Origin of the sequence: Kitasatospora sp. NPDC101801 (assembly GCF_044766665.1) — a bacterium.
Classification (GTDB): Bacteria; Actinomycetota; Actinomycetes; order Streptomycetales; family Streptomycetaceae; genus Kitasatospora.
The window spans coordinates 12,834-39,445 of record NZ_JBIWML010000053.1; the positions used below are offsets into that span (position 1 = coordinate 12,834).

General features: G+C 69.0%; 23 protein-coding genes and 3 pseudogenes. 14 read left to right on the forward strand and 12 right to left on the reverse strand.

Going from position 1 to position 26,612, the window contains the following annotated elements; translation table 11 throughout:
* Nucleotides 1–474 precede the first annotated feature (474 nt).
* Nucleotides 475–1,683, forward strand: coding sequence for a type VII secretion-associated serine protease mycosin (mycP, locus tag ACIRPK_RS33820; RefSeq protein WP_403045959.1), 1,209 nt, complete (start codon nucleotides 475–477; stop codon nucleotides 1,681–1,683).
* Between the two features lie 605 nt (nucleotides 1,684–2,288).
* Here the strand turns inward: mycP and ACIRPK_RS33825 are convergent.
* A pseudogene (locus tag ACIRPK_RS33825) lies at nucleotides 2,289–2,644 on the reverse strand (transposase); the annotation flags it as partial.
* Here ACIRPK_RS33825 and ACIRPK_RS33830 point away from each other — a divergent pair.
* A pseudogene (locus tag ACIRPK_RS33830) lies at nucleotides 2,622–2,819 on the forward strand (IS110 family transposase); the annotation flags it as partial. The pseudogenes ACIRPK_RS33825 and ACIRPK_RS33830 overlap by 23 nt on opposite strands.
* A 26-nt stretch (nucleotides 2,820–2,845) precedes the next feature.
* On the opposite strand, the gene ACIRPK_RS33835 reads toward ACIRPK_RS33830, so the two are convergent.
* The gene (locus ACIRPK_RS33835; protein ID WP_403045961.1) at nucleotides 2,846–3,457 is read right to left on the reverse strand and encodes a hypothetical protein; all 612 of its coding nucleotides are present in this window, start codon (nucleotides 3,455–3,457) and stop codon (nucleotides 2,846–2,848) included.
* A gap of 874 nt (nucleotides 3,458–4,331) precedes the next feature.
* Between ACIRPK_RS33835 and ACIRPK_RS33840 the strand changes: the two genes are divergently transcribed.
* From ACIRPK_RS33840 to ACIRPK_RS33855, 4 genes are all read left to right on the forward strand, one after another.
* Nucleotides 4,332–4,598: a hypothetical protein gene (locus tag ACIRPK_RS33840; RefSeq protein ID WP_403045964.1), complete on the forward strand. Its 267-nt coding sequence runs from the start codon at nucleotides 4,332–4,334 to the stop codon at nucleotides 4,596–4,598.
* Between the two features lie 372 nt (nucleotides 4,599–4,970).
* Nucleotides 4,971–5,834 carry a helix-turn-helix domain-containing protein gene (locus ACIRPK_RS33845; protein ID WP_403045966.1) on the forward strand — a complete coding sequence of 288 codons (864 nt, stop codon included), beginning with the start codon at nucleotides 4,971–4,973 and terminating at the stop codon, nucleotides 5,832–5,834.
* Between the two features lie 53 nt (nucleotides 5,835–5,887).
* On the forward strand, nucleotides 5,888–6,295 hold the full coding sequence (locus tag ACIRPK_RS33850) for a hypothetical protein (protein ID WP_403045969.1): 408 nt from the start codon (nucleotides 5,888–5,890) through the stop codon (nucleotides 6,293–6,295).
* Nucleotides 6,296–6,523: 228 nt separating this feature from the next.
* On the forward strand, nucleotides 6,524–7,306 hold the full coding sequence (locus tag ACIRPK_RS33855; RefSeq protein WP_403045971.1) for an SAM-dependent methyltransferase: 783 nt from the start codon (nucleotides 6,524–6,526) through the stop codon (nucleotides 7,304–7,306).
* Here the strand turns inward: ACIRPK_RS33855 and ACIRPK_RS33860 are convergent.
* Together ACIRPK_RS33860 and ACIRPK_RS33865 are read right to left on the reverse strand one after the other, a co-directional pair.
* Nucleotides 7,294–8,172 (reverse strand): helix-turn-helix domain-containing protein, encoded by an 879-nt coding sequence (locus ACIRPK_RS33860; protein WP_403045974.1) that lies wholly within the window; start codon nucleotides 8,170–8,172, stop codon nucleotides 7,294–7,296. The two genes, ACIRPK_RS33855 and ACIRPK_RS33860, sit on opposite strands and share 13 nt — an antisense overlap.
* Nucleotides 8,173–8,314: 142 nt before the next feature.
* The gene (locus ACIRPK_RS33865; RefSeq protein ID WP_403045977.1) at nucleotides 8,315–8,542 is read right to left on the reverse strand and encodes a DUF397 domain-containing protein; all 228 of its coding nucleotides are present in this window, start codon (nucleotides 8,540–8,542) and stop codon (nucleotides 8,315–8,317) included.
* Nucleotides 8,543–8,774: 232 nt separating this feature from the next.
* Here ACIRPK_RS33865 and ACIRPK_RS33870 point away from each other — a divergent pair, with 232 nt between their 5' ends.
* Both ACIRPK_RS33870 and ACIRPK_RS33875 read left to right on the forward strand, forming a co-directional pair.
* Entirely contained in the window at nucleotides 8,775–9,329 is a 555-nt protein-coding gene (locus tag ACIRPK_RS33870) for an ATP-binding protein (RefSeq protein ID WP_403045980.1), read from the forward strand.
* Nucleotides 9,330–10,121: 792 nt separating this feature from the next.
* The gene (locus ACIRPK_RS33875) at nucleotides 10,122–10,244 is read left to right on the forward strand and encodes a hypothetical protein (protein WP_403045982.1); all 123 of its coding nucleotides are present in this window, start codon (nucleotides 10,122–10,124) and stop codon (nucleotides 10,242–10,244) included.
* A gap of 11 nt (nucleotides 10,245–10,255) precedes the next feature.
* On the opposite strand, the gene ACIRPK_RS33880 is transcribed toward ACIRPK_RS33875, so the two are convergent.
* From ACIRPK_RS33880 to ACIRPK_RS33895, 4 genes are all read right to left on the reverse strand, one after another.
* A complete protein-coding gene (locus tag ACIRPK_RS33880; protein WP_403045984.1) occupies nucleotides 10,256–10,450 on the reverse strand; it encodes a hypothetical protein in 195 nt (64 codons plus the stop codon).
* A complete protein-coding gene (locus tag ACIRPK_RS33885) occupies nucleotides 10,447–11,040 on the reverse strand; it encodes a DUF4145 domain-containing protein (RefSeq protein ID WP_403045987.1) in 594 nt (197 codons plus the stop codon). Before ACIRPK_RS33885 ends, ACIRPK_RS33880 begins: the two co-directional genes overlap by 4 nt.
* Nucleotides 10,955–12,201 (reverse strand): IS3 family transposase gene (locus ACIRPK_RS33890; RefSeq protein WP_403046012.1). Its coding sequence is split into 2 segments (ribosomal slippage): nucleotides 10,955–11,928 and nucleotides 11,928–12,201, totalling 1,248 coding nucleotides; the frame shifts between segments, so codons are not numbered across the junction. Before ACIRPK_RS33890 ends, ACIRPK_RS33885 begins: the two co-directional genes overlap by 86 nt.
* 51 nt (nucleotides 12,202–12,252) lie before the next feature.
* On the reverse strand, nucleotides 12,253–13,980 hold the full coding sequence (locus ACIRPK_RS33895) for a hypothetical protein (protein WP_403045989.1): 1,728 nt from the start codon (nucleotides 13,978–13,980) through the stop codon (nucleotides 12,253–12,255).
* 169 nt (nucleotides 13,981–14,149) lie between these two features.
* On the opposite strand from ACIRPK_RS33895, the gene ACIRPK_RS33900 reads away from it, so the two are divergent.
* The 3 genes from ACIRPK_RS33900 (at nucleotide 14,150) to ACIRPK_RS33910 (ending at nucleotide 17,983) form a co-directional block, all read left to right on the forward strand.
* On the forward strand, nucleotides 14,150–14,431 hold the full coding sequence (locus ACIRPK_RS33900) for a hypothetical protein (protein WP_403045992.1): 282 nt from the start codon (nucleotides 14,150–14,152) through the stop codon (nucleotides 14,429–14,431).
* A gap of 238 nt (nucleotides 14,432–14,669) precedes the next feature.
* The gene (locus ACIRPK_RS33905) at nucleotides 14,670–15,140 is read left to right on the forward strand and encodes a hypothetical protein (RefSeq protein ID WP_403045994.1); all 471 of its coding nucleotides are present in this window, start codon (nucleotides 14,670–14,672) and stop codon (nucleotides 15,138–15,140) included.
* A gap of 5 nt (nucleotides 15,141–15,145) precedes the next feature.
* A complete protein-coding gene (locus ACIRPK_RS33910; RefSeq protein WP_403045996.1) occupies nucleotides 15,146–17,983 on the forward strand; it encodes a M48 family metallopeptidase in 2,838 nt (945 codons plus the stop codon).
* A gap of 97 nt (nucleotides 17,984–18,080) precedes the next feature.
* Here ACIRPK_RS33910 and ACIRPK_RS33915 read toward each other — a convergent pair whose 3' ends face one another.
* A complete protein-coding gene (locus tag ACIRPK_RS33915) occupies nucleotides 18,081–18,917 on the reverse strand; it encodes a zeta toxin family protein (RefSeq protein WP_403045999.1) in 837 nt (278 codons plus the stop codon).
* 400 nt (nucleotides 18,918–19,317) lie between these two features.
* Nucleotides 19,318–19,959 (reverse strand): annotated as a pseudogene (locus tag ACIRPK_RS33920) (zeta toxin family protein); the annotation flags it as partial.
* An 83-nt stretch (nucleotides 19,960–20,042) separates the two neighbouring features.
* On the opposite strand from ACIRPK_RS33920, the gene ACIRPK_RS33925 reads away from it, so the two are divergent.
* Both ACIRPK_RS33925 and ACIRPK_RS33930 read left to right on the forward strand, forming a co-directional pair.
* A complete protein-coding gene (locus ACIRPK_RS33925) occupies nucleotides 20,043–20,300 on the forward strand; it encodes a hypothetical protein (RefSeq protein ID WP_403046001.1) in 258 nt (85 codons plus the stop codon).
* Nucleotides 20,301–20,305: 5 nt separating this feature from the next.
* A complete protein-coding gene (locus tag ACIRPK_RS33930) occupies nucleotides 20,306–20,674 on the forward strand; it encodes a hypothetical protein (RefSeq protein WP_403046014.1) in 369 nt (122 codons plus the stop codon).
* A 213-nt stretch (nucleotides 20,675–20,887) separates the two neighbouring features.
* Here ACIRPK_RS33930 and ACIRPK_RS33935 read toward each other — a convergent pair whose 3' ends face one another.
* Complete coding sequence (locus ACIRPK_RS33935) at nucleotides 20,888–21,901, reverse strand: hypothetical protein (RefSeq protein ID WP_403046004.1); 1,014 nt, start codon at nucleotides 21,899–21,901, stop codon at nucleotides 20,888–20,890.
* A gap of 6 nt (nucleotides 21,902–21,907) precedes the next feature.
* Nucleotides 21,908–25,333 carry a DNA polymerase III subunit alpha gene (locus ACIRPK_RS33940; protein ID WP_403046007.1) on the reverse strand — a complete coding sequence of 1,142 codons (3,426 nt, stop codon included), beginning with the start codon at nucleotides 25,331–25,333 and terminating at the stop codon, nucleotides 21,908–21,910.
* Nucleotides 25,334–25,634: 301 nt separating this feature from the next.
* Here ACIRPK_RS33940 and ACIRPK_RS33945 point away from each other — a divergent pair, with 301 nt between their 5' ends.
* Nucleotides 25,635–26,396: an SOS response-associated peptidase gene (locus ACIRPK_RS33945; protein ID WP_403046009.1), complete on the forward strand. Its 762-nt coding sequence runs from the start codon at nucleotides 25,635–25,637 to the stop codon at nucleotides 26,394–26,396.
* The last annotated feature ends 216 nt before the right edge of the window (nucleotides 26,397–26,612 follow it).

Genomic DNA, 26,612 nt, shown 5'->3' on the forward strand with positions numbered 1-26,612 from the left:
ACAGAAGGAGCGCGACGCAGGTCACAAGAGCACGAAGCCGATACCGATGGCGCCGCGGACCGCTCCCCTCGGAGCAGCCCACCGCTGATATCGCACTGCGCATGAGCCGCGCAAGCGCAGATGACGATGAATCAGCACGGAACCACGAGCGGCGCACAGCCGTCCCCCAGATGAGCGATCAATCGAGCCGACCCCAAGTGGTGCTCGACGACGAGACTTCCTAACAGACAATCAAAGGGCGTGTACAGCGCAGTCCTGGCGAGGAAGCACCCGTCATTTGGTGATCAACTCAGACATATGGCGATAGCGCACATCAAAGATTTACCAAAGATTTCTCGCAGCGTGATCAAGATCAGCTTGCTCCGCTACTGACTTGACATGAGCGGATAGCATCCCTCCTGGCTGGGCACATTTTTCGTTCGAAGGCCTGCGACTTATGCCCAGATGACTTCTACTGACGAGGGATCACATCGAATGCCCCGAACCCTGATCAGGACGTGGAGCACAGCACTGGCTTGCATGGGGCTCGCAGTTCTTCCGGTGCTGACGGTTGGTCAGGCACACGCCGATCCAGCGCCTCTCGCCCACTGGCCTCTTGACCCCTCTCACTTCGACGCCGAGAAGGTGTGGACGGTCAGTCGCGGGCAGGGAGTCATCGTCGGGGTCGTCGACAGTGGAGTAGCCGCTGCACACCCTGACCTGACCGGTCAGGTCATCGCAGGCACGAGCCTTCTCGGTGATCAAGGAGACGGTCGCACGGACAACTCCGAGGAGTCCCACGGCACAGCGATAGCCGGCATCATCGCCGGATCAGGAGGGCCGGATCGGAGAGGAATGATCGGCCTCGCCCCGTCATCACAGGTGATGCCGATCCGCGTGTCCGCCGACAAGATCGTCACGCCTCAGGCACTCGCAGGCGGAATCGTCTGGGCGGTGGACCACGGCGCGCGGGTTGTCAACGTTTCTATAGGCTGCGCCGAGCCGCACCCGATGCTTCGGCAAGCCGTTGAATATGCGGCACGCCAAGATGTCATCGTGGTGGCCTCTGCGGGAAACCAGGGCAAGACGGGCAATCCGCCACAGTACCCAGCGGCCTTTCCCGGTGTCGTTTCAGTATCAGGAACCGACCGAAACGGTCACTTCTGGGATCCGAGCGAATCCGGAGCTGGAATCGTCTTGGCGGCGCCCGCTGAGGCAATTAACTCCACTAGCAGCCCAAGTTCCTATGCGAGCGTCAGCGGAACCAGCTATGCCGCAGCATATGTGTCTGCGACAGCAGCCCTCCTGCGATCACACTACCCGACCATGACAGCCGGCCAGATAATTCGCAGAATGATCGAGACCGCTTCAGAGCATCGAGCCGTGCCGGACTCTAAGCTGGGCTACGGGATCATCAACCCCTTTGCGGCGCTCACGGATAAAATGCCCCTGCCCGCAGAAACCGCAAATCCGTTGCTTGATCGCCCGCAGGCGGCCAGTGAATCCAGTTGGCCGACCCCGCTACGATTCGCAGTCGGCACTATTGCGGCATCGGCCGCCGCGGTGGCTCTACTTATGGCATTTCGGTGGCGGCGAATCCGATCTACTGGATCCCCTGCCCTATCGCAACGCAGCACAGTCGCTGTACCCAAGCCTGTTGCAAATGCCAGCCGGGCGTCATCAAGGAAGCGAAAGAACCGATGAGACCCAGGCTCACTTCTCCATCATTCCGTGCAGTGATCGTGGCACTTCTGACGGCCGGGGCCGGAGCTCTATGTTTGTGGTGGCCAGCCGACGAAGAGCCACGTCAGGTCGCAGCTGTCAACTACTCAGGGCGACCAACAGCATGCCTGGCTGCCAGCGACTCGCCAGAGAATACAGCGGCCACTCAAGTGGCTTGGCAGGCGATGCAAGGGGCAGTTGGAGGCAGGCCAATAAACGTGCAGCAGCTCGTCGTCACTGCTGGTACACGAGAACAAGCCGCACCATACTTGGCCGGTCTAATTGCGCAGCGATGCACGCTGATTGTTACTGTTGGTCAGGATTTTGGGGCAGCGGCCATGGAAGCAAGTAAGACTTCTCGGGATGTGAGATTCACAGCCATAGGAACGTTGCCTAAAGAATCGCCTTCAAGTGTGGTTCTGCTGGGAAATGGAGATATGAATATTCAGCTCCGGGACCAGATGCGAGGCCTGCTTCCACCAGAATGATCAATGCGCTGTCACACGCACCGCAGCGCCCGGGCCTGCACTGTGGCCAGCACAAGGCCAAGGCCCGCCTGACTGGGCGTTTCGTCCCTGACGTGTGGGTCAGGCTCCGTGCCAGGTGAGGGTGGTTTTGCCGGTGAGGCTGATCATCGAGACGTGGATCATGGCTTCGGAGCGGGCGGGCAGCGCTTGGTAGTCGCGGGCCAGGTGCCGGTGGTTCATGAGCCAGCCGAGCGTTCTCTCGGCGTCCATCTGCGTGGGAGGACGGTGAATCCCTTGACGGTAGGGTCGCGGCGGAAGATATCGACGCCGATGCCCAGGGTCGCGTCGTGTTCGATGACGGCGTTCTTGTAGCCCATATCGGCCCAGGCTTTGCGGAGGGTGGGGTGCTCGGCGCCGACCTGAGTCACCAGTTGTCGGCCGGCAGTGCCGTCCTGGACGCTCGCAGCGGTGACCAGCGGAGCCGACGCCCACTACAGAGCCCGCCGCGAACACGGCGACTGGCACACCGCCGCCCAACGCCATCTGTTCAACCGATTGCTCGGACAGCTCCACCACTGCCTCCAGCACCACGAACGGTTCGACGAGCACACTGCCTTCCCCGCCCCAGCCCTCATCACGGTGGCGGTCTGAAGCTGACGCCCCGCCAGGCAGGGCACTCAGTCCTGGCTGGACAGAGGGGTCCGCAGCTCAGCACGGAGCCGGATCGAGGCGTCGACCGGCAGCCCCAGAGCCGAGTGACGCAGTTCCTCGGCATGCCCGGCGATCAGATCGAGATCACGAAGCTGGCGCTGGAGTTCCGCCGCCATGGCCTCGTCCGAGTCCGGAAGATCAGCGTCTTCGTCCTGGTCCGCAAGGTACTCAAGGCGCTGGTCAATGGCCTCCATCGCTCGGCGGCCGGCCCACAGGGCGAAGTCACTGCAGCCGAACAGGTAGGCGTGCGCCGCGTGCAGCACCGCTGCGGCGGCGGGCTCGTCCGCGTCGTCGGGGCCGTCCTGGCCGTCGTTGTGGCAGTACTCGCTGAGCATGTACTCGGCCACGCCCTGCTTTACGGCGGAGAAGGCCGTCGTGTCACCCAGGACACCCTCCCAGACGGAGTCCAGCAGCGGCCGAAGGCTCAAGGTGAAGGGCACCTGGTCGTCCTCGGGCAGGGCCTCGTGCCAGGTCAGCAGTCGTTCCGCGACGTCGGCGGCGAACACCTTGCGCTCGCCGGAAGTCACTTCCGCCAGCCGCCCCTCCATCAACATCGTGAGGTCCTGCCACGTGTCCATCGAGCCACCCTGGGTCGAGATACCAGCGCACTCGTGCACGCCGAGGCGATCATCTCTCACCGACGACGCCGCATCCTCGCTCGGCGAACACCCATCACCTGACGCTTAATCACGTGCGAAGTCCTACGCTGCCGGGGCGAGGCTGGTTGCATCTGCCGCCCTGGCCCGGCCGCTGTTCTGCTGGTTCTCCTTGCGCCTGCCTGACCTTGGTGTTGCGGACCAGGCTCGGGCAGGACGGCCAGTCGCGCGCCGGGTGCGCAAGGTGCCGGCCCGGACGCCGCCTCGACGGTAGTGCCTGGGCAGGGGGCGCGAAGCGCCGGTCCGGGGTGCCCCGGTTCGGTGCGCTGGCGTTCTGCCGTGGTACCTGCGGTCGGCACTGCGATTACGGGAGCGCAGCGGGCTGCCTGCAGTGGGGTGGGTCGTGCCGGGGCCCGCTGTGGGAGGCTCGGGGTCCGGGGGCCCAGTGCGCCCGTCGGGTGCCGCTGGACCCCCGGCTGCAGGGGGTCTCCTGGTGTCGTTGGTTGCATATGCAATCCCGTTGATTCACTCACAGGGGTGATCCTGTGAAAAGAGAACCGGGTAGCCCATGCGGCGCTCGGGAGCGCCGAAATCTTCGAAACTCGGCGGACCTTGTCCGCTGGTTGCCCGATCGGGTTCGGGTGGGGGACCGGTAGGGCTGGGTAAATGTCGTCCTTCGATCGCTTGCGACCGACCCGGTATTTGCATCGCCGGGGCCCCGCCGGGGTAACTGTTTGCCGGTCCGGGGGCACGTGGCGCGGATGCTTCGGGTGCGGCTACCTTCAGTCCCAGAAATGAAAATCCGTTCCAGGGGCGGCGCCCGCCGCCCCTGGAACTCGAATGAACGGTCCTCTCGATGACTGACCGCATGTTCGGCGGAGAGTTCGCGCTCCCGTCGAAGCCTTACGAATTTATCAGTTTCCGTGTTCCTCCCGTGGGATTGCACGTGGTGGATGCCTGGGATGTCACGGCGCCCCTGAGCGCCGTGCTCGCGGCGGGTGTCGCGCCGTGGGTCATGGCCACCGCGGCGGACTACGACTCGTGGAAGATCGGCGCGCTGGCCGCCCTGATCGGGGCCGCCCGACCCGCCTGCCTGCGGTATCGGCGTCTGCGCCTGCGCTGAGCGAACCTGCTGGGGTGCTCCGGCAACCTTCGCCGGGGCACCCCACCGTCCACCCCACGACACGAGAAGGCCCTGGGCTGACGCTGCGCCCAGGAGCCGGAGGAAGTCCCCTCCGCGAGGGGAGAAAATCAGGTAGAGCCGATGAGTTCACCGACCCCGAACACCCTGTCCGCGCCGGATTGCTGTGTGATGTGCGGACGCCAGTTTCACCAGCGGCAGGGACCGGGCCGCCGCAAGACCTACTGTGCGGTGCGCTGCCGCCGCCAGGCCGAGAAGCTGCGCAGCGGTACCCCCGCACACTCGTCAGCACCCGATGCCCGCCGCTGGGGCAGAGCCGTTGCCGAGGACCTGCACGCTGTCGCAGCACGCCTGGTGGAGTCGGAGCGTCAGCAGGCGCCGTTGGAGGCGCTGCTGCGGCTGGCACGCGAGCTCTCCGACGAGGTCGAGGCGTACACCGCCACCGCTGTACACGAGGCCAGGGCGCACGGCTGGACCTGGGACGCCGTCGCCGAATCGGCCGGGGTGAGCGCGGACACGGCACGCAGCCGCTGGAGCGATGCCAAGGTGCGCCGGCTGCTGGCCCGCAGGGCGGACCGCCGGCCCACCGCCGGCCGCCCGGGCGAGAGCGGTCCCGCGGAGTCCGCCGGGGGCCGGCGCCCACGACGCCAGCGCAGTCCCCTCGCAGCGGCCCTGTCGACCCTTCAGCGTGACAGCGGGGTGAGCATCCAGACGGTGGCGGCCCAGGCCGACCTCTCCGCCTCCTACATCTCCCGGGTCCTGGCGGGTGAGCGCACACCGACCTGGGCCGTCGTCCACATGCTCGCCACGATCCTCAAAGGGGACGCCAGGCAGCTGCGCCTGCTGTGGGAGGCCGCCAACGGGATGGCCCATCCCTCCCGCAAAGGGATCACCCCGGCCGCGGAACAGGTGACCGCGGCCCTACGCGGCCTGCACCTGGCGGCCGGCACGCCATCGGCCGAGCAGCTGTGCTCTGCGGCGAAGGAGCTGGAACTCCCCGTTGTCCAGGCGGTCCTGCGCGGTGACATGATCCCGGACTGGACCATCGCCAGCGCCCTGGTGACGGCACTGGGCGGCCAGCCGGCCGATCTGCGGCACCTGTGGGAGGACCTCCACTACTCCTTCATCGTCTCGGCCTTCCCGCACCTGTTCCCCAGGGACGGTGTCCCGTGGAAGGAACTGCCGGCCGGAGCCGACGACGAGCAGGGGCCCCCGTGACCCACCGTGCCCGTTCCACGCGCCACGCTGTCGGGTTCCGTACCTTCGTCGCGTTGCGCCACGACCGCTACCACCAGTACGCCCACCTGCGGCTGGGGGCCAGCGTGCTGGCCCGGCCCGCGGTCCAGTGTGCCTTCGACAGGCTGGAAGTCATCTGGCCGGTGATCCTCAGCAGTCCCAGCCCGGACGCCTGCGCCTGGGACATGCTGGGCGAGTCGGTGGCGGCACTGGCCCGCGCGGCGGCACCGCAGGCCGAATGCCTGGGCCTGCTCGACCGGTTGCTGCCCCGGGCCCAGGCCGACGCCGTGCTCCTGCACCACCACCTGGGGATGGAGCTGAAGGGGGCGGCAGAGCTGATGGGCATCGAGCCGCTGACGGTCACCGCCCACCTCCTCACCGCGAGGCGCACCATCCCGTACACCCTGAAGGAGGTCGCCCTCACGCACGTTGACGGTTGGTGACGAGTCGTCAATTTCTCCCCGTTGGTGGGCAGAACGGGAGTTTTCCCGCTGCACGCCACGGGTCTGCGCCACCCTTTCGAGTGCTCCCAGCCGCCGGGATGTGTTCCTTCCCCTAGGCTGGGCAACATCGTTGAGCCACGATGGGCATGAGCATGAGGGAGATGCATGGGCGCCACGGAGAAACCCGAATCTCCCGCCATCGACATCACCGTGCCCAGTGTGGCGAGGATGTACGACTTTCTGCTCGGTGGTGTCGACAACTACGACGTCGACCGTGATGCCTGCGGGGACCTGCTGGAGATCGTTCCCGGTACCCGTGCACTCGCGCGCACCAACAGGGACTTCCTGCAGCGGGTGGTACGGACGCTGGCGGCCGACTACGGCATCCGGCAGTTCCTCGACCACGGGTCGGGCCTGCCCACCCAGGACAACGTCCACCAGATCGCCCAGCGTGTCAGCCGGCACTCCAGGGTGGTCTACATCGACAACGACCCGACCGTTCACGCTCACGGACGGATGCTCCTGGAGGAGAACGACCAGACCGCGGTCGCCTGGGCCGACATGACCGACACGGACGCTGTCTTCGGCAGTCCGGAGGTCCGCAGGCTGATCAACCTTGAGGAGCCGGTCGCGGCTCTGTTCGTCTCGGTCCTGCACTGCATCCCGGACGAAGCCGATCCGGCGGCACTGATCCGAAGAGTTGCTGCGCGTCTTGCCCCCGGTAGTTTCATGGTGATCTGCCAACTGGTCAGCGAGCACCCGGACATCCGCCAGGCCGTGACCGACTTCATGCACGAGAGCACCCAGGGCAACTGGGGATGCGTGCGCCAGCAGTCCGACGTGGACGGCTACTTCGCGGGCCTGGAGATCCTGCCCCCGGGCCTGACGGAGGTCTCCCTGTGGCGGCCGGACTCCCAGCTGAGGCCGCACCCGCAGGACGAGGACTGGATCGAGTACGGGGGCGTGGCCCGCATCCCGGTGAGCCGCCTGCAGGGGGCTCAGCTGATCTGACGGGAGAACCGCTCGATGGCCTCGTCCAGCAAGGCCAGGCTCCCAAGGCGCCGGGCAGCGACCCCGGACAGCCGGTCCAGGACGTACCGGTAGGTCTGGACCTCGGAGTCCTTGACGAGGTAGGTCGCGCTGTCGATCTGTTCGAGGTAGACGACCTCGGCGGGGCCGCCTGCGGCGAACTTGAGATGGGTGATCGATGACGGCGGCGGCGCGACCTCGGCCGAGGCCGCGAACGGCACGATGCGCACGTTGATGCCCCGGCGCCGGTCCAGGGAACGCAGGTAGCGAAGCTGTTCGACCATCACTTCGGGGCCGCCCAGCGGGCGGTGCAGGATGCTCTCGTCCAGCAACGCCACCACCGAGGGGCGTGACTCCGAATCGAGGAGCTGCTGACGGGCCCGGCGCAGCGAGACCCGGCGTTCGATCAGGTCGGCTCTGATATCGGGAAGGCCGGCTCGTACCACCGCCCGGGCGTAGTCCGGCGTCTGGAGGAGACCGGGCACGGTGTGCAGCTCGTACGTCCGCAGGAGCTCCGCCGAGTCCTCCAGGCCGATCAGTCTCTTCAGCCAGCCGGGCATCACGTCGGCGTACTGGTCCCACCAGGCCGGTGCGGTGGCCTGCCGCAGCAGCTCCTGGACCTCCGCCAGATCCCGGTCGGAGGTCACTCCGTAACTGCGGACCAGATCCAGGACGTCCTGCTGGCGAGGCGGACTTTCCCCGCGCTCCAGACGGCTGATCTTCGACACCGACGCCCGGATCTCCGGCGCCACATCCTTGATCTTGAAACCCCGCTCGGTCCGCAGGTCCCGAAGGTAGGCCCCCAGGATCTTCGCCGCCGCCGCGGGCTTCTCATCGGATCGGGACATCGGGACCACCGGGGCAAGTGCCCCGCGGCCGGAAGCGAAAGCGGGCATGCAGACTCCAGTGGAGATGAATACTGTTTCCACTATTCCACCACGGAGCCTGCATGTCCGGTGCAGCGGGAAAAATGATCAATTCAGTGCAGGGTCAGGCAACCAAGTGATCGAACTCGTTGTTCTTTGCTCCTGTGATGAACGCTTCCATCTCCGGTCGCGAAAAGATCAGCGCGGGCCCCTCGGGGTCGCGAGAATTGCGGAGTGCCACGGTGCCGTCCGCCAGCTTTGCCAGCTCGGCGCAGTTGCCGTTGGCGCTGCTCGCGAAGCTCTTGATCCAGTGGGCAACGATCGAGGAGGCCGGGACCCCGTTGGCGTGCATCAGTTCCCTCTTTCGGTCTGAAGAGCTTCCTCGGTGGCCATGCTCGGCTGCCGACCACCTGCCCTTCCGTGCAATTGCATCTGCAAGTGCACGGAAGGGCAGGTGGAATACTAGCGACCGCCACAGGAGGTGTACTGTCCCCCGAACGAGTGTCGCCGCTATCAATAAAATATGGCAATAGGTCAAAAGTTGGGCCATCTATAAAAATGAACAAACGAAGAAAGAAGAGGCAATGGGCATCGGCGCCAGTGCACTTGCTCTTACAACTGAGAAGACCCGCTTCGACTGGGGCCTGGCGATGGGCCTTGGCGTTCCCCGGTTCGCCGCCCACCGACTGATCCGGCAGGCCGGCAGCCTCCGCACCATCCGCAACTTCACCCAGCAAACCCTCGCCAAGTGGGCCCTGGGCCCTTATGCGGACGACGCCACAGTCATCGTCAACGAACTGGTCAGCAACGTTCTCGGCCACGCCGCACCGACCGCGGCCCCCACAACCCAACCCACCCCCCAACACATCGGCTGGCTGGCCCTGATGGACTCCGCGGGCACCCTGTTCTGCGCTGTCACCGACTACGGCCCCGGCGAACCGGTCCTGGCCAGCCCCGCCCTCACGAGCGAGACAGGCCGCGGCCTGCACATGGTGGCAGCCCTCAGCCACGCCTGGGGCTTCTCCCACCAGAGCGCAGCCGGTAAGACGATCTGGGCCAGACTCCCCACCACCCCCACAGTGACCAGAATGTTCGCCGGCACGTGGCCCCCAGCTGCGCGATCCAACCTCACGACGTAGCACCACCAGATGCCCACAGTCGTTGTGGCCGCGCGCCCCGGACCGTCCGTCAAGTACGGGGCCGGCGCGCGCGGCTGACAGTTCCTGCGGGGAAGCGCTCGGCCCCGGTGACGTCGTCTGGGCCCTGGAGATGGATGGTGAGGTCGGATGCCGAGCAGGGGTGTGAGGTCGAAGCTCCGGCCCCTGTGGCAGCTCCAGAAGGTGTTTTTCGAGATTGGGAAAGAGTCGGCCGGTGTATCCAGGGCTTCGCTGTGCCCGATGCCTTGGAGAGGAGCGGGCCAGCGCGCGTCCGGTGATGCGGTGTTGGCCCTGCCCGGTACGCCCGGGCGCCCTCTGGCGTTGGGCTCTTCATGGATGACGACTACCTTCTCGAAGCGGCTGACCTGGCGGCCGCCATGTGTACCTGCGGGGCAGCCGACGGTCGCTGCTTGAACTGCCGAGGTACCGGCTGGATGCCGGGTGCCCGATCGCGGACGGAGTGCGAGAACTGCCAGGGCCTCGGTGGCGACAGGGCACATGAGTGGGAGTGTGAGGGCCTGCACGTGCCGCTGGTGGAGGGTGGCAGCGAGCCGGTCCCGCCACCACGATGGGGCCGGCGGACGTGACCGGGATCGGGGGCAGCCCCGGCGGGAGGATGCCCCTCGGCGCCCTTGAGGTCCAGGCGTGCCTGGCCGGCGTGCCGGGGCCTCCGGCCTGCGCCTGACGCCGACGGCTCCTGTGACCAGCACTGTTCGGCAGCCCCGGCCGGGTCAGAACCAGGCAGCGGGGACGTCGGCGACCAGGCTCGAGCAGATGCTGATCAACCAGCCCGCTCGCTCGCTCGCCTTCATCGACCTCGGCGTCGGTGCTGTCACCGACCCGCACCCCCTCAGGCTGCCGCCGCCAGGTCTGCCCGCTGGCGGGCCGCCGTCTTGACGGTGTGTCAGTCAGTTGGCCGGTGCGAACAGGCGGCCCAGGGCGGCCGCGACCGGCCCGGCGTACTGCCCGGGCAACTGCTCAGCTGCCCAGTGCACGGCGAGGGAGAGGAAGTCCGTGAGGTCCTGCTCGACTCCGGCGAGCAGGTGCTCCAGCTCGGCGTGCGACAGTTCGATGGCAGGGCTGTCAGGGGCTGCGGCGTTCACGGTGAGCCGGACTCGGGGCCCGGTGCCGTCTGCGTGAGGGACCCGGCCTGGTTCGCCTGTTTCCGGGCAAGGCGTTGTGCCTTGAGCCGCTCCATCTTGGCTGGGCCTTGGTAGACCTCGTTGAGGATCTCGTCCATCAGCGTGACGATCGACGCCGCGTCGTCCTCCGAGAGCGGCTCTCCGGCGAGATCTCCATGAGCTACCTCGTTCCCGCCGTGACGGACCTCGTGGGCGGCTTCCTTGGTGATCGGCCGGATGTGGCCTTGCTCCGCCAGCGCGTCGATTTTCGCCACGAGCGTCCCGTTGACGATGCGCTTGTCTTTGGCGGTGGCTTCGACCACAGCCCTGGCCAGGGCGACCGCGCCGCGGTAGGCGTTGATGCTCAAGCAAGCGTGGGCCTCTGAAGCGGCACTGGCGATGTGGGATGGGACATCCTCATACGAGACCCAAACGGCCGACGCAGGAGTCCACTCGAGCTGAACCGCTCCGGGTTCGTTCGAGACTTCAGAGTGTGGCTGTGACCTGCAGATTTGGGTGGTGCTGGTAGTAGTTGGCTTCGTATTCGGTGGGTGGGATGTGGCCGAGTTCACTGAAGAGTCGGGTGTGGTTGAACCACTCGACCCACTCGGCGGTGGTGATCTCGATGTCGGCCAGCGTGCGCCAGGGTCCGCGAGGGTTGATGACCTCGGTTTTGTAGAGGCCGATGATCGATTCCATCAGGGCGTTGTCGAGGGCGTCGCCGACGGTACCGATGCTCGCTGCGATCTCTTCTTTCGCCAGGTGGGTGGCCAGGCGGAAGCTGGTGTATTGCGAACCGGCGTCGCTGTGGTGGATCAACTCCCTTGCCCGGACTGGGTTTCCGGCCCGGTCGCGCTGCCACAGGCCCATCTCCAGCGCCGACAGGATCAGTGGGGTGCGCTTGTTGGTGGCGGCCGACCAGCCCACGATCCGGCGGGAGAACGTGTCGACGACGAAGGCGACGTAGACGGTGCCGGACCAGGACTGCACGTAGGTGAAGTCCGCGACCCAGACCCGGTTCGGGGCGGGGGCGACGAACTGCCGCTTGAGCCGGTCCGGGGCCCGCTGGACGTGCTTGTCCTCGTCCTGAACGGTGGTGAGGACCTTCTTCCCGCGCACGGCTCCGGTCAGGCCGGCGGCCTTCATCAGCCGCTCGACGGTGCAGCGGGCCACGTCGGTGTGGCCGGCCCGCTTGAGGGCGGCCCACATCTTGCGGACCCCGTAGACGTCGTAGTTCTCGCGGTGGATCCGTGTGATGGCCTCGGTCAGCTCCGCATCTCGCACCGCGCGGGCGGACGGCTTGCCCTTCTTGTGGGCGTAGTAGGTGGACGGGTGGATGCTGCAGTCCTGTTCGGTGAGGGTCCTGCAGATCGGCTCGACTCCGCCGAAGCGGTCCCGGTGCTCGTCGATGAACGCTACGAGCGTGTGTGTGGCCGGTCGAGCTCGGCCGCGAAGAAACTCGCTGCGGCCTTGAGGATCTCGTTGGCCCGCTTGAGCTCGGCGTTCTCCCGCTTCAGGGCTTTCATCGCGGCGGATTCCTCCGTCGTGGTGCCGGGCCGGTGACCGCCGTCGACCTCGGCCTGGCGGACCCACTTGCGCAACGTCTCGGCGCCCACGTCCAGCTTGGCGGCGATCGAGCGGATCGCCTCGAACTCGGTCTTGTACTGATCACGCGTCTCGAGCACCAGGCGCGTGGCCCGGTCCCGGACGTCCTTCGGGTATGGCTTTCGCATAACAGGTTCAAATCTTCCAAATATGGAAGTCTCGGTCAAACCCGGAGCGGTTCAAGGTGTGCGGGCGGGGGCTGGTGGGGCGATCGGCTCCCAGACCGAGTCGTCCACATAGTCGAACGCGGCGTCGGTGAGCCACGCGAGGTCGTCCAGGTGGTGGTCGCGGGCCAGGCGAAGGCCTTGGCGAAGGCAGGCGACAAGCCAGGCCCGGTCCTTGGCCGGGGCGCGGGAGGTGCGCCACTGCGAGCCGAGGGCGGCCAGTGCCCGGACTGCGGCCTGGTGCCAGTCGGCTTCGGTCCAGCGGTCCGCGGCGGTGGTGTCGTCGGCCTGGAGGGCGGCGCGGATGGCGCCGTGCAGGTGGTAGGGCCAGATCGCGTACGGGTCTTCGCTGATCATCGGCCGCTCCACGAGCCGGCGGGCGGCGGCCTGGTGGGTGAGGTCGGCGGCCTGGGTGGCGAGGTCGACGTCGAAGGCGTCCAGCAGGGACGCGGAGCGCAGCACGTGGCGCTCGTCGGCGGTGAGGTCGGACAGCGTCCGGGCGATCAACGCGGGGAAGGTGTGGTCGAAGTCGGATGCGACGGGTGGGCGGGTGCGGCGGATCTCGAGGAAGCGGGCGACGGCCAGGTCCAGGTGCAGCGGCAGGCCGTGCGAACGCTCCGTGATGACCGCGCGGACCGGCTCGGGGATGAGCGCCTGGCCGTCGCGGGTCAGCCGCTGCGCGAGGTAGTGCTCGCAGTCGGCGGGGGAGAAGTCCCCGAGCAGGTGCTGCCGCCTGCCACCTGCGGTGCGGGCGGGCTGCTGGCCGTGCGGCGCCAGGCCCGGCCAGGCGTGGGGGCCGGTGTAGTCCAGCTGCCCCTCCAACGAGGTCTCGCCCCAGGCGAGCCGGTTGCGGCCGGCGATGACGAAGAAGATGTTCGGCATCAGCCACACCAGCCGCTGCAGGAGCCGCTCCAGGTCGCGGTGCCGGTCCTCGGTGTCCTCGAAGGTGTCCAACAGCAGGATCGGGACCACGGCCTTCTTCGCGGGCAGGCGGCTGATCTCCCACGCCAGCAGGTGCGGGTAGAAGGACAGCGCCTCCAGGTCCGGCTCCGCCTCCAGCAGCGCCGCGGTCCGCGCCGCCCCGGCCAGCGCGCGGGCCCGCGCGCGGCGCTCGCGCAGCGCACCCACCAGCGCGGTGGCGACCTGCCCGGCGGCCGAGCCGACCAGGCCGGGCAGCTGCAGCGATCCGGCGATCTCGCTGACGGAGGCCCTCAGCTGGTCGGGCAGCAGCTCGCCGACCTTGCCCATCAGCCCGGTGCGCCGGATGTACTCCTCCAGCGGCTCGCCGGGGTGCTGGGCGTCCCAGTAGCGGCGCAGCGCCAGGTCGAAGCCGGGCAGCGGAAGGCCGACGGCGCCGGCCAGGGCGAGCCGAATGCTGAGGACGACCCGCTCGAAGTCGCTCCCGGTGGAGGCGGAGCGGGACAGGTCGATCCGGATCGGCAGTAGTCGCTCGCCCGCCCCGATGCCGGCACCCCACTGCTGGGGCCGCTGGCCGTCGACGCTCAGGGACGCCTCGAGCTTGCGCAGCAGGGTGCTCTTGCCGACGCCGCCGACGCCGTGGAAGGCGATCACGTGGGTCCGCGGCTGCTCGAGGTCTTCGACGTCGAAGCCGGGGGAGGCGATGGTGCGCAGGTGCTCCTCCACGGCGGTGGCTACCAGGGACCACTGCTGCTCGCGGTTGGTGAACGCCCCGGCGCTGTCGACCGGGTCGTTGGAGCTGAACAGCGCGCGAAGGTCGGCCATGAAAGTCCCCCCAAGGACAGGATGATCTGCGCCCAATTTATGCCGTTCACCGCTTCAAGCGGCAGGATCGAACGGAAACGGGCCGGTAAGAGCCGGTCACTGGCCCGACCGGGCCTGGGCCAGCACCTTCCCGGCCATGACCTGTCAAGGCTCCTTGAGGTGGTTCGCCGTGGACAATCCCCCTTCCGTACCGTCCCCGTCACCGGGTGACGGCGACGGCTCCGTCGATGTCGCCCAGGAGACCATCGGCGCCGTCATCGTCTGGTACAGCCGCCAGCTGATGGCCGCCCGGCGCTCGGGAGACGAGCAGCGTCAGCGAGAGCTGGCCGCGCAGATCCGGGAGTGCGGCGAGGACCGGGAGCGGCTCGCCGACGCCAGTGCAACGGAGGTCGTCCGCATCACCGAGCTGTACACCGAGCACCTGAAGATCCTGCGGGGTGGCGAGAACTGACATGGTTCGTCGCACCACGCCGGGCAGGTGGCTTCCGAGGTTCTTGTTGGAGATGACTCATCATGCACATGCACCACAAGTTCGTTAAAGCCTAGTCCTGGTGGGGAGTTGAGCCGCTAGCCTCCTGTGCTGCCGTGGTTGTACGGCACACGACCGATTTGCGGGGGGCGCAATGGTCCGGGGAACAGCTTCGTCCGGTAGCAGTGCGGACAGGGCCGGGCAGGTCAGGGTTCGGGACGTGGTCCGCGAGGTCGTGGCGGACATCGCGCCGGCGGAGCTCGTCTTGGTGGATGGCCTGGCTCAGTTCGATGACGCGACGGCGGTGCGCCGGCTACGTCCACGGGGTGGGCGACGTGAACCGCTCGGGTTTGGCCTTGGCGAGCTGGCAACGCTGGTGACACCGGTGGTGTGGCTGGTCCTTGACCAGACCGCGAGGAAGTTCGCGGAGTCCGCAGTCGACGGGACGCTCAGTGGCACCCGGACGTTGCTCCGAAGGGTGCTGCGCAGGTCTGCCGGACCGCTGGCCATTCCTGCGCTGACTCCCGGGCAGCTCGCGGAGGTGCGTGCACGTGTATTGGAAAGCGCGTCCCAACGCGGTCTGTCGTCGGACTGTGCCGAGGCGGTCGCTGATGCTGTCGTGGCCCGCCTGGCGGTTGCGGCGGCTGATCCATCTCCGGAAAGTCCAGCCGACCCGGTTGACGAGAGCTGACCGCCGTGGCAACCGAGGCTCCCCGGATGAATCCGGAGGGGCGGGTGATACCCGCCGGCACGACCATGCGCTTCGTGCTGCTGGTCACCCTGATGCTCGCGAGCAGCAGCTCCATGCTGGTACTGGCGCTCACCGCTGCCGGACTCAACAGGGGATCTGAGTGCCTGAAGGCTGCCGGAGTCGCCACCAGCCAGGCGCCCAGCACCGAAGTTCTTCACAGCGCTGCCTATCAGGCCTGCACCGCCGAGCACTGGCAGCTACCCGAATGGCTCGCGCCTGCGGTGCCGGTCAGCCTGTTGGTCCTGGCCTGCGGGCTCTTCTTCGTCATCCCGCTCTGGAAGAACCGCCGTAGCCGGGTTGTCCCTTTGAAGGCGGTTGATCACGAGGGCTTGATCCTGCGTCAACTGGAGCAGTTGGTACAGGTAGCCGGGTTGAGGCGCATGCCACGATTCGTCGTTGATCCCTCCGCGGCCTCAACCGGAGCTACGGTGTTCGGTCGCAACCGTCGGCCGACCGTATGCCTGCACGGTGGTCTGCTCACTCGGAGAACCAGTACACCGGAGGACTTCGAAGCGGTACTGCTGCACGAGCTGGCTCACATCCGCAACGGTGACATCACTCTCACCTACGCCACGGTCGCGCTCTGGCGGACGTTCATCGCCGCCGTACTCGTTCCCTACGCGGTGGGCTTCAGTATCCTTATTTTCAACGCAAATAACTCGAAATCACACTTCTACGACATCTCCGCGCCAGCATGGCGTGCCCTCGTTCTCCCGCTACTCATGACGGCAGTTGTCTATCTGGCGCGGTCGGACGTGCTGCGCAGCAGGGAGCTCCACGCCGATCTCACCGCTGCCCGCTGGGGCGCCAGCCTGCGGATCTGGGGTGCTGTCGCACCAGCTCAAGCCGTGCCTGCGCCAGTTCGCGCACTGCGCTCGTTCCTTGAACTCTGGCGCACGCACCCGCAGTGGGAGATTCGCAGAGAGGTACTGGCGGGCTCCACCTCGCTGTTCGAGGTACCAGCGCTGCTGATGTTCCTGACGGGGGCAGCCGCCATGTTGGTCAACGGCCAGCTTTGGCAATTCGGCGTCGCAGACGGCATCGACGTCACTTCGTGGCCGCGGAATCTGGTGATGTCCCTCGCGCCTGCCGCGCTCGTCGCCGGGGTCGCAGGCATCGCCGTGTGGCGGTCGGCGGTTCACCGGCTGTTGACCGCCCGGCGTCGGCTCTCCGGGGCATGGGCGGGCCTCTGGCTGGGCGTCGGGATGACAGTCGGTGAACTGTTCGAGAATCGCATCGCGATCAACCGGTGGTTGCCCGGTGAGCCCGTGATGCTTGCGCTGGTGCTGTTCGCGGGACTGGCATTCGCCTGGTGGGCCGCCCAGTGTTCCCAGCTGTGGGCCACTGTCTGGCGAGGCCGGACGCTTCACCCGCCGATGCTGCTGGTCGCCCTGGGAGCGTGCTTCGCCTTGTGTGCATGGTTCTGGTGGTGGCAGGACTACGGTGTGATCCTCGCGAACACACCGGGGCTGCTGACCAACGTCCTCGGGGGAGCCGAACGCCTGCCAACGGATCCAGCGGGGGAGTACACCGCGGCCATCGCTGTGGCCGTGAACACCGGCGGGTTGCTGTCCACTACGGTTGCCGTTCCGCTTGCGCTGCCGGCGGTTGCCGGGCTGTGGCTAACGCCGCTGCTGGCCTGGACGGTTCGACCGCTGGCGCTGGGCCCGGGCCTTCCCTCCACACTAGGCACCGACGAGTCGGCGGTTCCTGCCAAGCCGTTACCGCGGCTCCGCCGCGCACTGCTCGCAGGACTGCTCGGCGGCGTCCTGTGCTGGGTCGGCGTCGCAAGCCTGAAGGCTCACATGCACGCCTGGCAGCCACCCCCCTCGCTCCGTGGAATTGGGGTGGGCATGTTGTTCCAGTACTGGGTCTGCGTTGCCGTTCTGGCAGGCGTCGTGGTCGCCGCCGCTGCCACGACCCTGCTTGTCGGCCAATACCGGCTGCTCGCCGCGCTCGTCGCGGGCCACACCGCAGTACTGGTGGGTTGCGGCGGCGCATGGGTGCTGACCGCGTCAGACGGTTGCATCCAGGCCATCAGCACGTTCACCGACACCTGCGACTGGCGACCGGTTGCGATCTGGCAGGCCTTCCATTTCCTTCTCGGCATCCTTCTCATCCTCGCCACCATCGTGGGCTTCGCCTCAGCTGCCATTACCGCCGTCGCTCGAAGTGCGTTCAGCAGACGGACACGCCTGGCGGTTCGTCCCCCCAAGAAGGAACTCCGAGGGGTACTGCCGCGCCGCCTGGTAGTGGGAGCACTGTGCGCTGGAGCCATCGGGCCCCCTGGGGCAATCCTGTTCCTCCCCTATCCACAGCCAAGTGCCCGGGTAGCAGCGGCCTACCCGATACCGACCATGCATCCGAGGTTCGCCGCAGGGGAAGCTGCGGGGCAGGCAGATGCTTGGTACAGCCTGGGCGGCCAGAAGCTGCTTGGCCGCTACTACACACTCTCCGAACAACTGCGTGCTCTCGGGACGGAGGCACAACAGTCGGTGGACGGTGATGCGCTGATCCGGTCACGGCTTCCCCGGATCTGTGTCGAGTTCGGAAAGGCCGCGCGGGACGCCAACGCATACTTTCCAATCCCAGACCCGCGGATGCAGTCGATCTGGTGGACATTCACCACGATGGGAGCCGCGAGCAGCCGAGATTGCCTGGCAGGCCTTGACCAGAATGACAACAGTCTGGTCGCCACCGGCATTCGGGAGCTGAGCCAGGCCGCAGAAGCTCAAAAGTCAATCATCGAGTGGTACCAGGCAAGCAAGGAACGGCGATTTTGAGCGTCCGGAAAGAGCCATAGAGCGGACGCGCCTTCGACGGCAGCGGCTCTGATTGGTGATCGAGTTAGCGTGGCGTCGCGCTCTGCCTTGGGTCGGGTCAGGTGCCGCGACGGGTTGGGCACAGCGCGGCTTCCCCGGCAGGCGCGTCGAGTCGGCGCGGCTGCCGGGAGGCTGGCATGAGCGGGAGGGCCTGGGCGCTGATGGCGACCAGGTCGTCGCGGTACTGCGGCATCGCCGTGTGCAGCTCGCGCTGGACGGCCCAGAACCTGGCCGCCTCCTCCTCGGTGTAGGGACGGGACCGCTCCGCGAGCAGCGCCAGCGCCGCAGCCCGGTGTCCGGGCCGGCGCCCGCCGCTGGTGGGCCGGCTGCTGTGGAGTGCGCTGGTGTCGCGTCGCATCACGGTGACCTGGTCGACCACCGCCAGTTCCTCGGCGGCCGCGACGACGTCGGGCAGTACCCGGTAGTGCGCGTCGTGGCCGTTGGCGGTGGTGAACCGGCCGGGTACGCCGAGCCGGGTCACCCGGGCGTAGCGGTGGGCGGTGCCCTGGCGGGAGTCGGCGGCGCGTACGGCCAGGACCAGCAGCTCCACCCGGTAGCCGGCCCGCCGGAACTTCATGGCCTCGGCGGCGAACTGCGCGGGGTCGGCGGGGGTGGTCTCGATGACGAGGTTCCCGCGGCGCTCGCGCACGTAGGCCTCGGCCTTCGCCTGCCAGGCCCGGTAGTCGGCGCGGATCGGCTCCGAGGCCCGGCGCGGATCGGTGCGCAGCAGCTGGAGGTAGTCCGGGTGCAGGACCTTGAAGTAGTCGCCGGCCAGGTGCACCGGCCGCATCACGCTGCGGCGGACCAGGTGGGCGGCCCGGGTCTTGCCCGCGCCGGGCTGACCGGCGACGAAGACCACGACCGGGCTCTCCTGGCTGGTAATCGCGTTCAGCATGGTCGGCACGACCACCGCCTCGAAGACGAAGTCGTGCTCGTCCTTCGAGAGACGGTGGTAGTCGACCCCCGGGTGCCCGCGTCAGCGGCTGGGCGGTGCGGCGCACCGGTTCGGCCAGCGCTGCGGCCCGCTCGGCGTCCCGGCCGGCGGCCAGGGCCCAGTCCTGGGGGATCCGGGGGTCGTGGACGCGGCGCTCGCAGGCGGCCAGCTCCCGGCGGAACCGACCGGTGACTGCAGCGTCCCATGGCCGGGTGTGCTCGGCGATCACGGCCCGCTCCGCCCGGGCCGGTCGGAGCCACTGTCCGTCGGGGCCGAGTTCGTTGGCGTACACGCTCTCCAGTGCCGTGTCGGTGCCGCGCCGCACCACGAACACCCTGTCGGCCAGGCGCCCCGCCTCCACCGCCGCGAGCGCGACGGGCAGCACGGCGGCGCACGCGGCCTGGTTGTCCCACCCCACGAATCGGGCCCGGCCGTCGACGGCCAGATTCAGGTAGCGGTCCAGGACACCGAGCTGGCTGAGCGCCTCAGGCACGGCCAGGGCCACGATCTCAACCCGGTACCCGGCCCGCCGGTACCCGGCGATCTCCGCCAGGAAGTCCTCGGGGCGGCCCAGTGCCGCCTCCACCACCGCGTCGAACCGTCCCTGCCGCAGCCGCTCCTCCAGGTGGGCCTGCCAACTGTAGGTGTCGGTGCGCACCCGCACCCCGGCCGTCCGCACGTCCTCCGCCAGGAACCGCCGGTAGTGCGGGTGGAGAGCCTTGAAGGCGTCGCGGTCGACCCGCACCGCCCCACCCCGCCTTGCCAGTGCCGTGTGCACCAGGTCCACCACCAGCGTCTTGCCGCTGCCGGCCTGCCCGGCCACGAACACCACCACCGGCCGCTCCTGCGCCACCGCGTGGCCGAGCCCGGTAGCGAGTACCCGCTCCAGCACCGCCGTGCTCTCCGTGCTCTTCAACACGGCCGGGACGACGCCCCGCTCCTCCACCCACTGCTCCTTCGTGTCTCGGGTCTCTTCGGGCGGGCCCGCCCCAACACAGAGCATAGCGGGTACGTTTACGGGTACGTACCCAACTGGTCAATGCGGGTACGTACCCGTATCCTGATGTGGACCCGAGAGGAGCACCCATGGCCGACGCCAACGTGCGCATCCCCGCCGAGACCCGCGACCGCCTCGCCGAGATCGCCGCCGCCGAGCACCTGTCCCTGCGCGCCTACCTGGCCCGCCTCGCCGATACCCTGCTCACCCCCGATGAGCGCGCCGAACGCGCCGAACAGGCCCGTAGGACGCTTCAGGCCTGGAACGGCTACGACCCCGATGCCGCGCACACCCAGGAGCTCGACGCCGAACTCGACCGCCGCCTCGCCCAGGCCGGCGGCCAGTGACCGCCCTGCACGTCGTCCTGGACGACACCGCCATGGTCGCCGCTGGCCGCGGCAACGTCCTCGCCTCCCGCCTCATCCACCGCGCCCACGCCGAGCCGGGCTGGTATCTCTACGCCCCCGCCTGTGCTCTCGTCGAAGCCGACCGCACCCGCCCGGGCACCGCTGAGCACCTCGCCGCACTGCCCGGCCTCACCCTCCTCGACCTCGACCTGGCGGCCGCCCTCGCGCTGGCGAAGGAGAGCACCTGGGCCGAGGCCCACACCCGCTACGCGGCCGCCCCGACGCCGGAGCGCCCGGACGGCGCGTTCGTCGCCACCGCCGATCCGGCCCGCTGGAAGGGGCAGCCGGTGCGCGTCATCGACGTCACCTCCTAAAGCTCCGCCACCGAGACGGCCGGACCCCTCCGAACAGGCGGGGAGATCCGGCCATCGGCATGTCGGCCTCCGGTGCTGCCCGATGTGAGCGCGTCCGGCGGGCCTCATCAACCGGCCGGAGCCCGGCGTCACCTCTGAGTAGGTCTCGCCACCACTCGCCCTACGTCCAGGGCGACGCCGAGCGGGCCCGCAGGGCCCGCGCCACCAGGTGGCTCACAGCCGTGGATGGGAAGGCCTGCGCTCGGGTTGGGGGCTGCTGAGGCTTCCGGGACGGACGGCGTGCTGGCCGAAGCGCCGGTTGGCCTTGTCGACGGCGGGTTGCAGGCGGCGGGCGTCCTCGGTGCTCTTGTCGAGGGTGAGCTGGACGTAGACGTCGCCGGCCGAGCCGAGTCCGCCGGCCCGCGCGGTGAGGGCCCGGATGCGGGCCCGTTCCAGGCGCAGGGCAGCGAACATCGCGTACAGCGTCTCCTGCAGGGCGGTGGTCTGGCCGGTTGGTTCGGTGAGGGTGCGGGTTCGGGTGGTGCGGGTGCGGTCGGCGTAGGTGATCTGGAGTTCGAGCTGGCGGGTGACCTGGTGGTCGTGGCGCAGGCGGGCTCCGAGTTCGACGGCCAGGGCGAGCAGGGTCCGCTGGGCTTCGGCGGGGTCGAGGACGTCGTGGTCGAAGGCGCGCTTGGCGGTGATGGTGGCGGGTGGTCCGGCCGGGGTGATGGTGCGCGGGTCGTGGCCGGTGGCGCGCCGGGCGAGGAGCAGGCCGGTGGACCGGCCGGCGATCCGCTGCACAGTGGCCGGGGGCAGCAGTCGTAGGGCGTGGATGGTGTGGACGCCGTAGCGGTGGAACTTGGCGGCGAGGGCCGGGCCGATGCCGGGCAGTGCGGTGACGGGCTGCCCGTCCAGGAAGTCGGTGACCGCGTCCTGGTCGGCGGGCACGATCAGGACCTGCCCGGCCGGGACGGTACCGAGGGCGATGGTGGCGACCATGCGGTTCGGGCCGCCGCCCACCGACACGGTGAGGCCGAAGGTGGCGGCGATGCGGGTCTGGATTCGGTCGGCCAGCTCGGCCGGGTCGGCTTTGAAGTAGCCGATGGCGCCGGTGATGTCGGCCAGCGCTCCGTCGGGCGGCAGGGCTTGGACAGCCGGGGTGATGTCGCCCAAACTCTGGAGGACTTCGCCGTAGGTCTCGAAGCCGACGCCGTGGAAGCGCAGGTGAAGGACAGTCAGCTGCCGCATGCCGGATCACCCCGCCGAACCGGGCGAGGCGTGCCAGAGCCGTCCGGCGCCGCCGCTGCCGAGGCCGGGCACCTCGCCCCACGCCGGTGCCGCGCCGCCCGGCCGGCCATCCTGCGGAGCGCCTGCTGCCGGAATGTTGTCGGTGGTGGGGGCGAGCAGGTCGCGCACCGCCGCGGTGCCGCCGGCCTGGTGGGCGGCGGCGACCTGGGCCAGGTCCCACACGGTGGTGGCGACGACGCTGACGGAGCGGCCCTTGCGGGCGACGGTGCCGCGCACCAGCAGCAGCCAGCGGTGGAAGACGGTGTCGGCGCAGCGTTCCTGGCTGTCCTGGAAGACGACGAGGTCGACCATCTGTCCGGCGGTGCCGTCGTCGAGGGTGACGAAGATCGGTCCGCCGTTTCGGCCGCGCGGGGTGGAGATGGCGATTTTCGTGCCGGCGACCAGCACGGTGGCGCCGTGCTTCGCGTCGGCGAGGGCGGTGGCGGAGGTGACGCCGAGGCGCTCCAGCAGCGGGTGGTGGTCGGCCATCAGGTTGCGGGAGGCGTCCATGCCGATCGCGTCCAGCTCGGCCTGCAACTCCTCGTCCGTCCCCATCTCGGGCAGGCCGGCGCCGGTCGGCGGGACCGGGTCGGTGAGGGCGAGCTGCTGCGGCGCGCCGTCGGCGGGGCGGTGCTGCTGGTGGAGCTCGTCCAGGAGCAGCAGGATCTCCCTGCGGCGGGAGCCGGCCGCGAGGGTGTCGAGGGCGCCGGTTCGGGCGAGGTGCTGGGCGACGGGAAGGGTGGGGCGGGCGCGCTGCCAGAAGTCGGGGACATCCGCGTAGGGCTGGCCGACTTCGATGCGCTCGGCCTGGTCCTCGGTGATTCCGCGGATGTCGCGAAGGGACATCCGCAGCCCCAGCCCCCGGCCGGGGACGGGTTCGATGCGGTAGTGGGCGCTGGAGTGCTGGACGTCCAGGGGCAGGATCGGCACGCCGCGGCGGCGGGCATCACTGAGTAGGGCCCGTTGCGGGTACATGCCCGGGTCGTGCTCCAGCACGCCGGCGTACAGCGCCGCCGGGTGATGCGTCTTCAGCCAGGCACTCTGGTACGTCGGCACCGCGAACGCCACGGCATGCGCCTTCGCGAAGCCGTACGACCCCATGCTTTTCAGCATCTGCCAGACCCGGTCGACGACCTCAGGGGTGTACCCCTTGGCGGCGGCCCGGGTCCGGTACCAGTTCTCCAGGTTGGGCAGGCGGTCGGGGGTGGAGAGGGCGCGGCGGGCTTCCTCGCCGTATGCGAGGTCGGTGCCGGTCATGATCGCGAACAAGATGGTGACCTGCTCGTTGAAGATCACCACGCCGTAGGTGCCCCGCAGGACCGGCTCGAGGTCGGGGTGCGGGTAGCGGATCGGGGCGCCGTGCCGGCCCCGGATGTAGTCGGGGATCATTTTTGCTTCGACCGGACCCGGCCGAAACAGCGAGATCTGGGCGATCAGGTCCTCGAACACCTGCGGCTGAGACTGCCCCAGCAGCTGCCGCTGCCCGGGCGACTCGAGCTGGAAAACCGCCAAACTCTCGCCCTCGCGGAGCAGCTCGAAGGTCGGCCCGTCGTCCAGCGGCAGGGTGTCCAGGTCGACGCTTTCCCCGGTGACCCGGGCGACCTCGGCGACGGCGTGGGTCATGGCGGAGATCATCCTCACGCCCAGGACGTCGAGCTTCAGGAAGCCCAGGGGCTCGACGTCGTGCTTGTCGAAGACCGACATCGGCAACCCCTGGGTCGGGGTGGGGATGACCGGGGTGCGCTGCAGCAGTTGGTCGTCGGACAGCAGGACGCCGCAGGGGTGGGCTGAGATTCCGTGGTGCAGGCCGTCCAGGCCTTCCGCGAGCTCCCACAGCTTCCCGTACCGGTCGGCCTGCGCGGCCAGGGCCCGCAGCTCGGGCAGCTCGGCGAGGGCCTGCCGGATCCCGGCGGCGCCGAAGTGCGGGAACGCCTTGGCCAGCTGGCCGACCTCGTCCGGGGGCAGGCCGAGCGCCAGGCCGGCGGTGCGGATCGCGCCGCGGGCCTTCCAGGTCTCCGGCATGCTGACCAGCGCGACCCGCTCCGGGCCGTACCGGTCCAGGATCGCCCGGTAGACCTCCAGCCGCCGCGCGGACTCGACGTCCAGGTCGATGTCGGGGAGCGACTTCCTGCGGACGTTCAGGAACCGCTCCATGATGAGGCCGTGGTCGAGGGGCATGGCGGTGGCGATGCCGAGCAGGTGGCACACCAGGCTGCCGGCGCCCGAGCCCCGGGCGGAGACCCGGATGCCCAGCGCCCGGGTGTCCTCCACCACCTGGGCGACGGTCAGCAGGTACGACGGCCAGCCGAGCGTCTCGATCACCGACAGCTCTTCGGCCAGGCGCCGGCGGGCGGTGGGGGAGCGGTCGTACCTGCGCGAGGCCATCACCGCCTCGCAGCGCGAGCGCAGCACCGGACCGGCCTGCCCCGGCGCCGCACCGGCCAGGCGCTCCTCGGGGAAGTGCACCGACCCGATGCCGAGGTCACGCACCGGGTCGAGGCGGCACGCGGCCGCGGTGCTCTCGGTCGCGGTCAGCAGCGCCGCCGCCCCGGCGTCGCCGAGACCGGCCGCGTCCGCGACTTCCCGCGCCAGCACGGCCATCTGGGCCGGGGACTTGAGGTACCGCTCGGGGCTGCCGGTCCGGCCGGGCTGGATCGGGGTGAGCAGGCGGGCGGAGTCGAGGACGTCGGCGATCGGTGCCCGCTCGGCGGTCGCGTACCGGACCGCGTTGGACAGCACACACTCCACGCCGAGGTCGGCGGCGAGCCGGACCGTTCGGGCGGCCAGGCGCGGTGAGCCGGCCCCGGTGCCCGGCCGACCGAGGTGCACGGCCTCCAGCCGCAGCGCCGGACCGTAGAGCTCCCGCCACGGCAGCAGCAGCTGCTCGGCGAGGTCGGGGCGGCCCTGGACGAGCGCGGCCGCGATCTCGGAGTCCGGGCCGAGCAGCACCGTCAGCCCGGCCGTGCTCACCTCCAGCGCGGTGCGGGGCACCACCGGTTGTCCGCCGCCGGCTGCAGCGCGAAAGGCGTGTGCGGCGGTGATCAGCGCACACAGCGACGCCCACCCGGCGGCGTCGCGGGCGAGGAAGACGGCGCGGGGTGCGCTCTCATCGACGAACGCGCCGCCCTTCACCGGGCCGCTGCGGCCCTCGGCAGTGGGACCGCCCGGATGGGTCGGGGTGAGGCGGGCAACGGCCAGGTCCGCGCCGAACACCGGACGGAGCCCGGCCACCGTGCAGGCGGCCGCGTGCCGGACCGCGCCGCCGACCGTGTCGCGGTCGGTCAGCGCCAGCGCCGACATCCCCAGCTCGGCAGCACGCTCAGCCAGCTGGTGCGGATGGGAGGCGCCGTACCGGAGCGAGAACCCAGAGGCCGCGCGCAGGTGCGTGAACACCGCAGCACCACCTCCAGGTCCTGTTTCAGCCCCCGATCGTCGACACCCGGCTCCCCTCCGGGACCTCCAGCGTAGACCCAATTCGATCGCATGTTCGACTCAGTTTGGTGGCATTACTCCAGGTAGAGGACCCTCGACGCAACATCGCGGATCAACTCCGGCTAGTGACTCAGAAGCTGGCGGAACGTCAGCACCCCAAACCCCGCGCACAGGAGTCCCACAGCGCCAGCCCGGGAGCACGACGTGACCTTCCCGGCGGGCCGACCGGGCGCCGGACACCCGGCCGGGCACCATGGACTGCATGTGCGGCAGATTCGTCTCCACCACCACCCCGACCGATCTCGCCCAGCTGCTGCGCGCCAGCTCCTGGCCGACCACCGAGACGCTGGCACCGTCGTGGAACGTGGCGCCCACCGACGGGATCCTCGCCGCCATGGAGCGCGTCGACCACGACACCGGTGAACTCACCCGGCAGGTGCGGGTACTGCGCTGGGGACTGGTGCCGTCCTGGTCGAAGGACCCGAAGTCCGGCGCCCGGATGATCAACGCCCGGGTGGAGACCGCCCACGAGAAGCCCGCCTTCCGCAAGGCGTTCAAGGAACGCCGCTGCGTCATCCCGGCCGACGGCTACTACGAGTGGAAGCCCGTCCCGGCAACCGTCAGCGGCAAGGCGTTCAAGCAGCCGTACTACCTGCACCGGCCCGACGGCGAGCAACTGCTGATGGCTGGCCTGTACGAGTTCTGGCGCGACCCCACCGTGCCCGACGACGACCCGGCCGCATGGCTGGCCACCTGCACCATCTTGACCACCGAGGCCACCGACACCGCCGGGCGCATCCACGACCGCATGCCGGTCACCCTCCACCCCGACGCCCTCGACACCTGGCTCGACCCCGACACCACAGACCCCGGCCCCCTCCGCGACCTGCTCCACGCCCCGGCCGCCGAGCTGACGGTCCACCCCGTGGCCACCACCGTCAGCAACGTCCGCTCCGACGGACCCCAACTGCTCGCAGAGGTCGAAGACCCGCTGCCCGGCACAGCCGGAGGCCACTTCTCGTAGACCAGCAGCCCACAGCACCGGAATCCCAACTCCGCCGCCACGCTGCGCACCGGCGCCTCGGGAGCCGCGGAGAGCCATCCGGGTTGCCGGCGTGGCCGTGGCCAGGGTCTGTCCAGCCAACGGCTCTGTTCCGTAGTCGGTGGTGACGCTGCGTCCTTGGCTGCGATCATGGACTGTGCATGATGCCAACTCTCTTGTGAATGTGGTGTTTTCGGG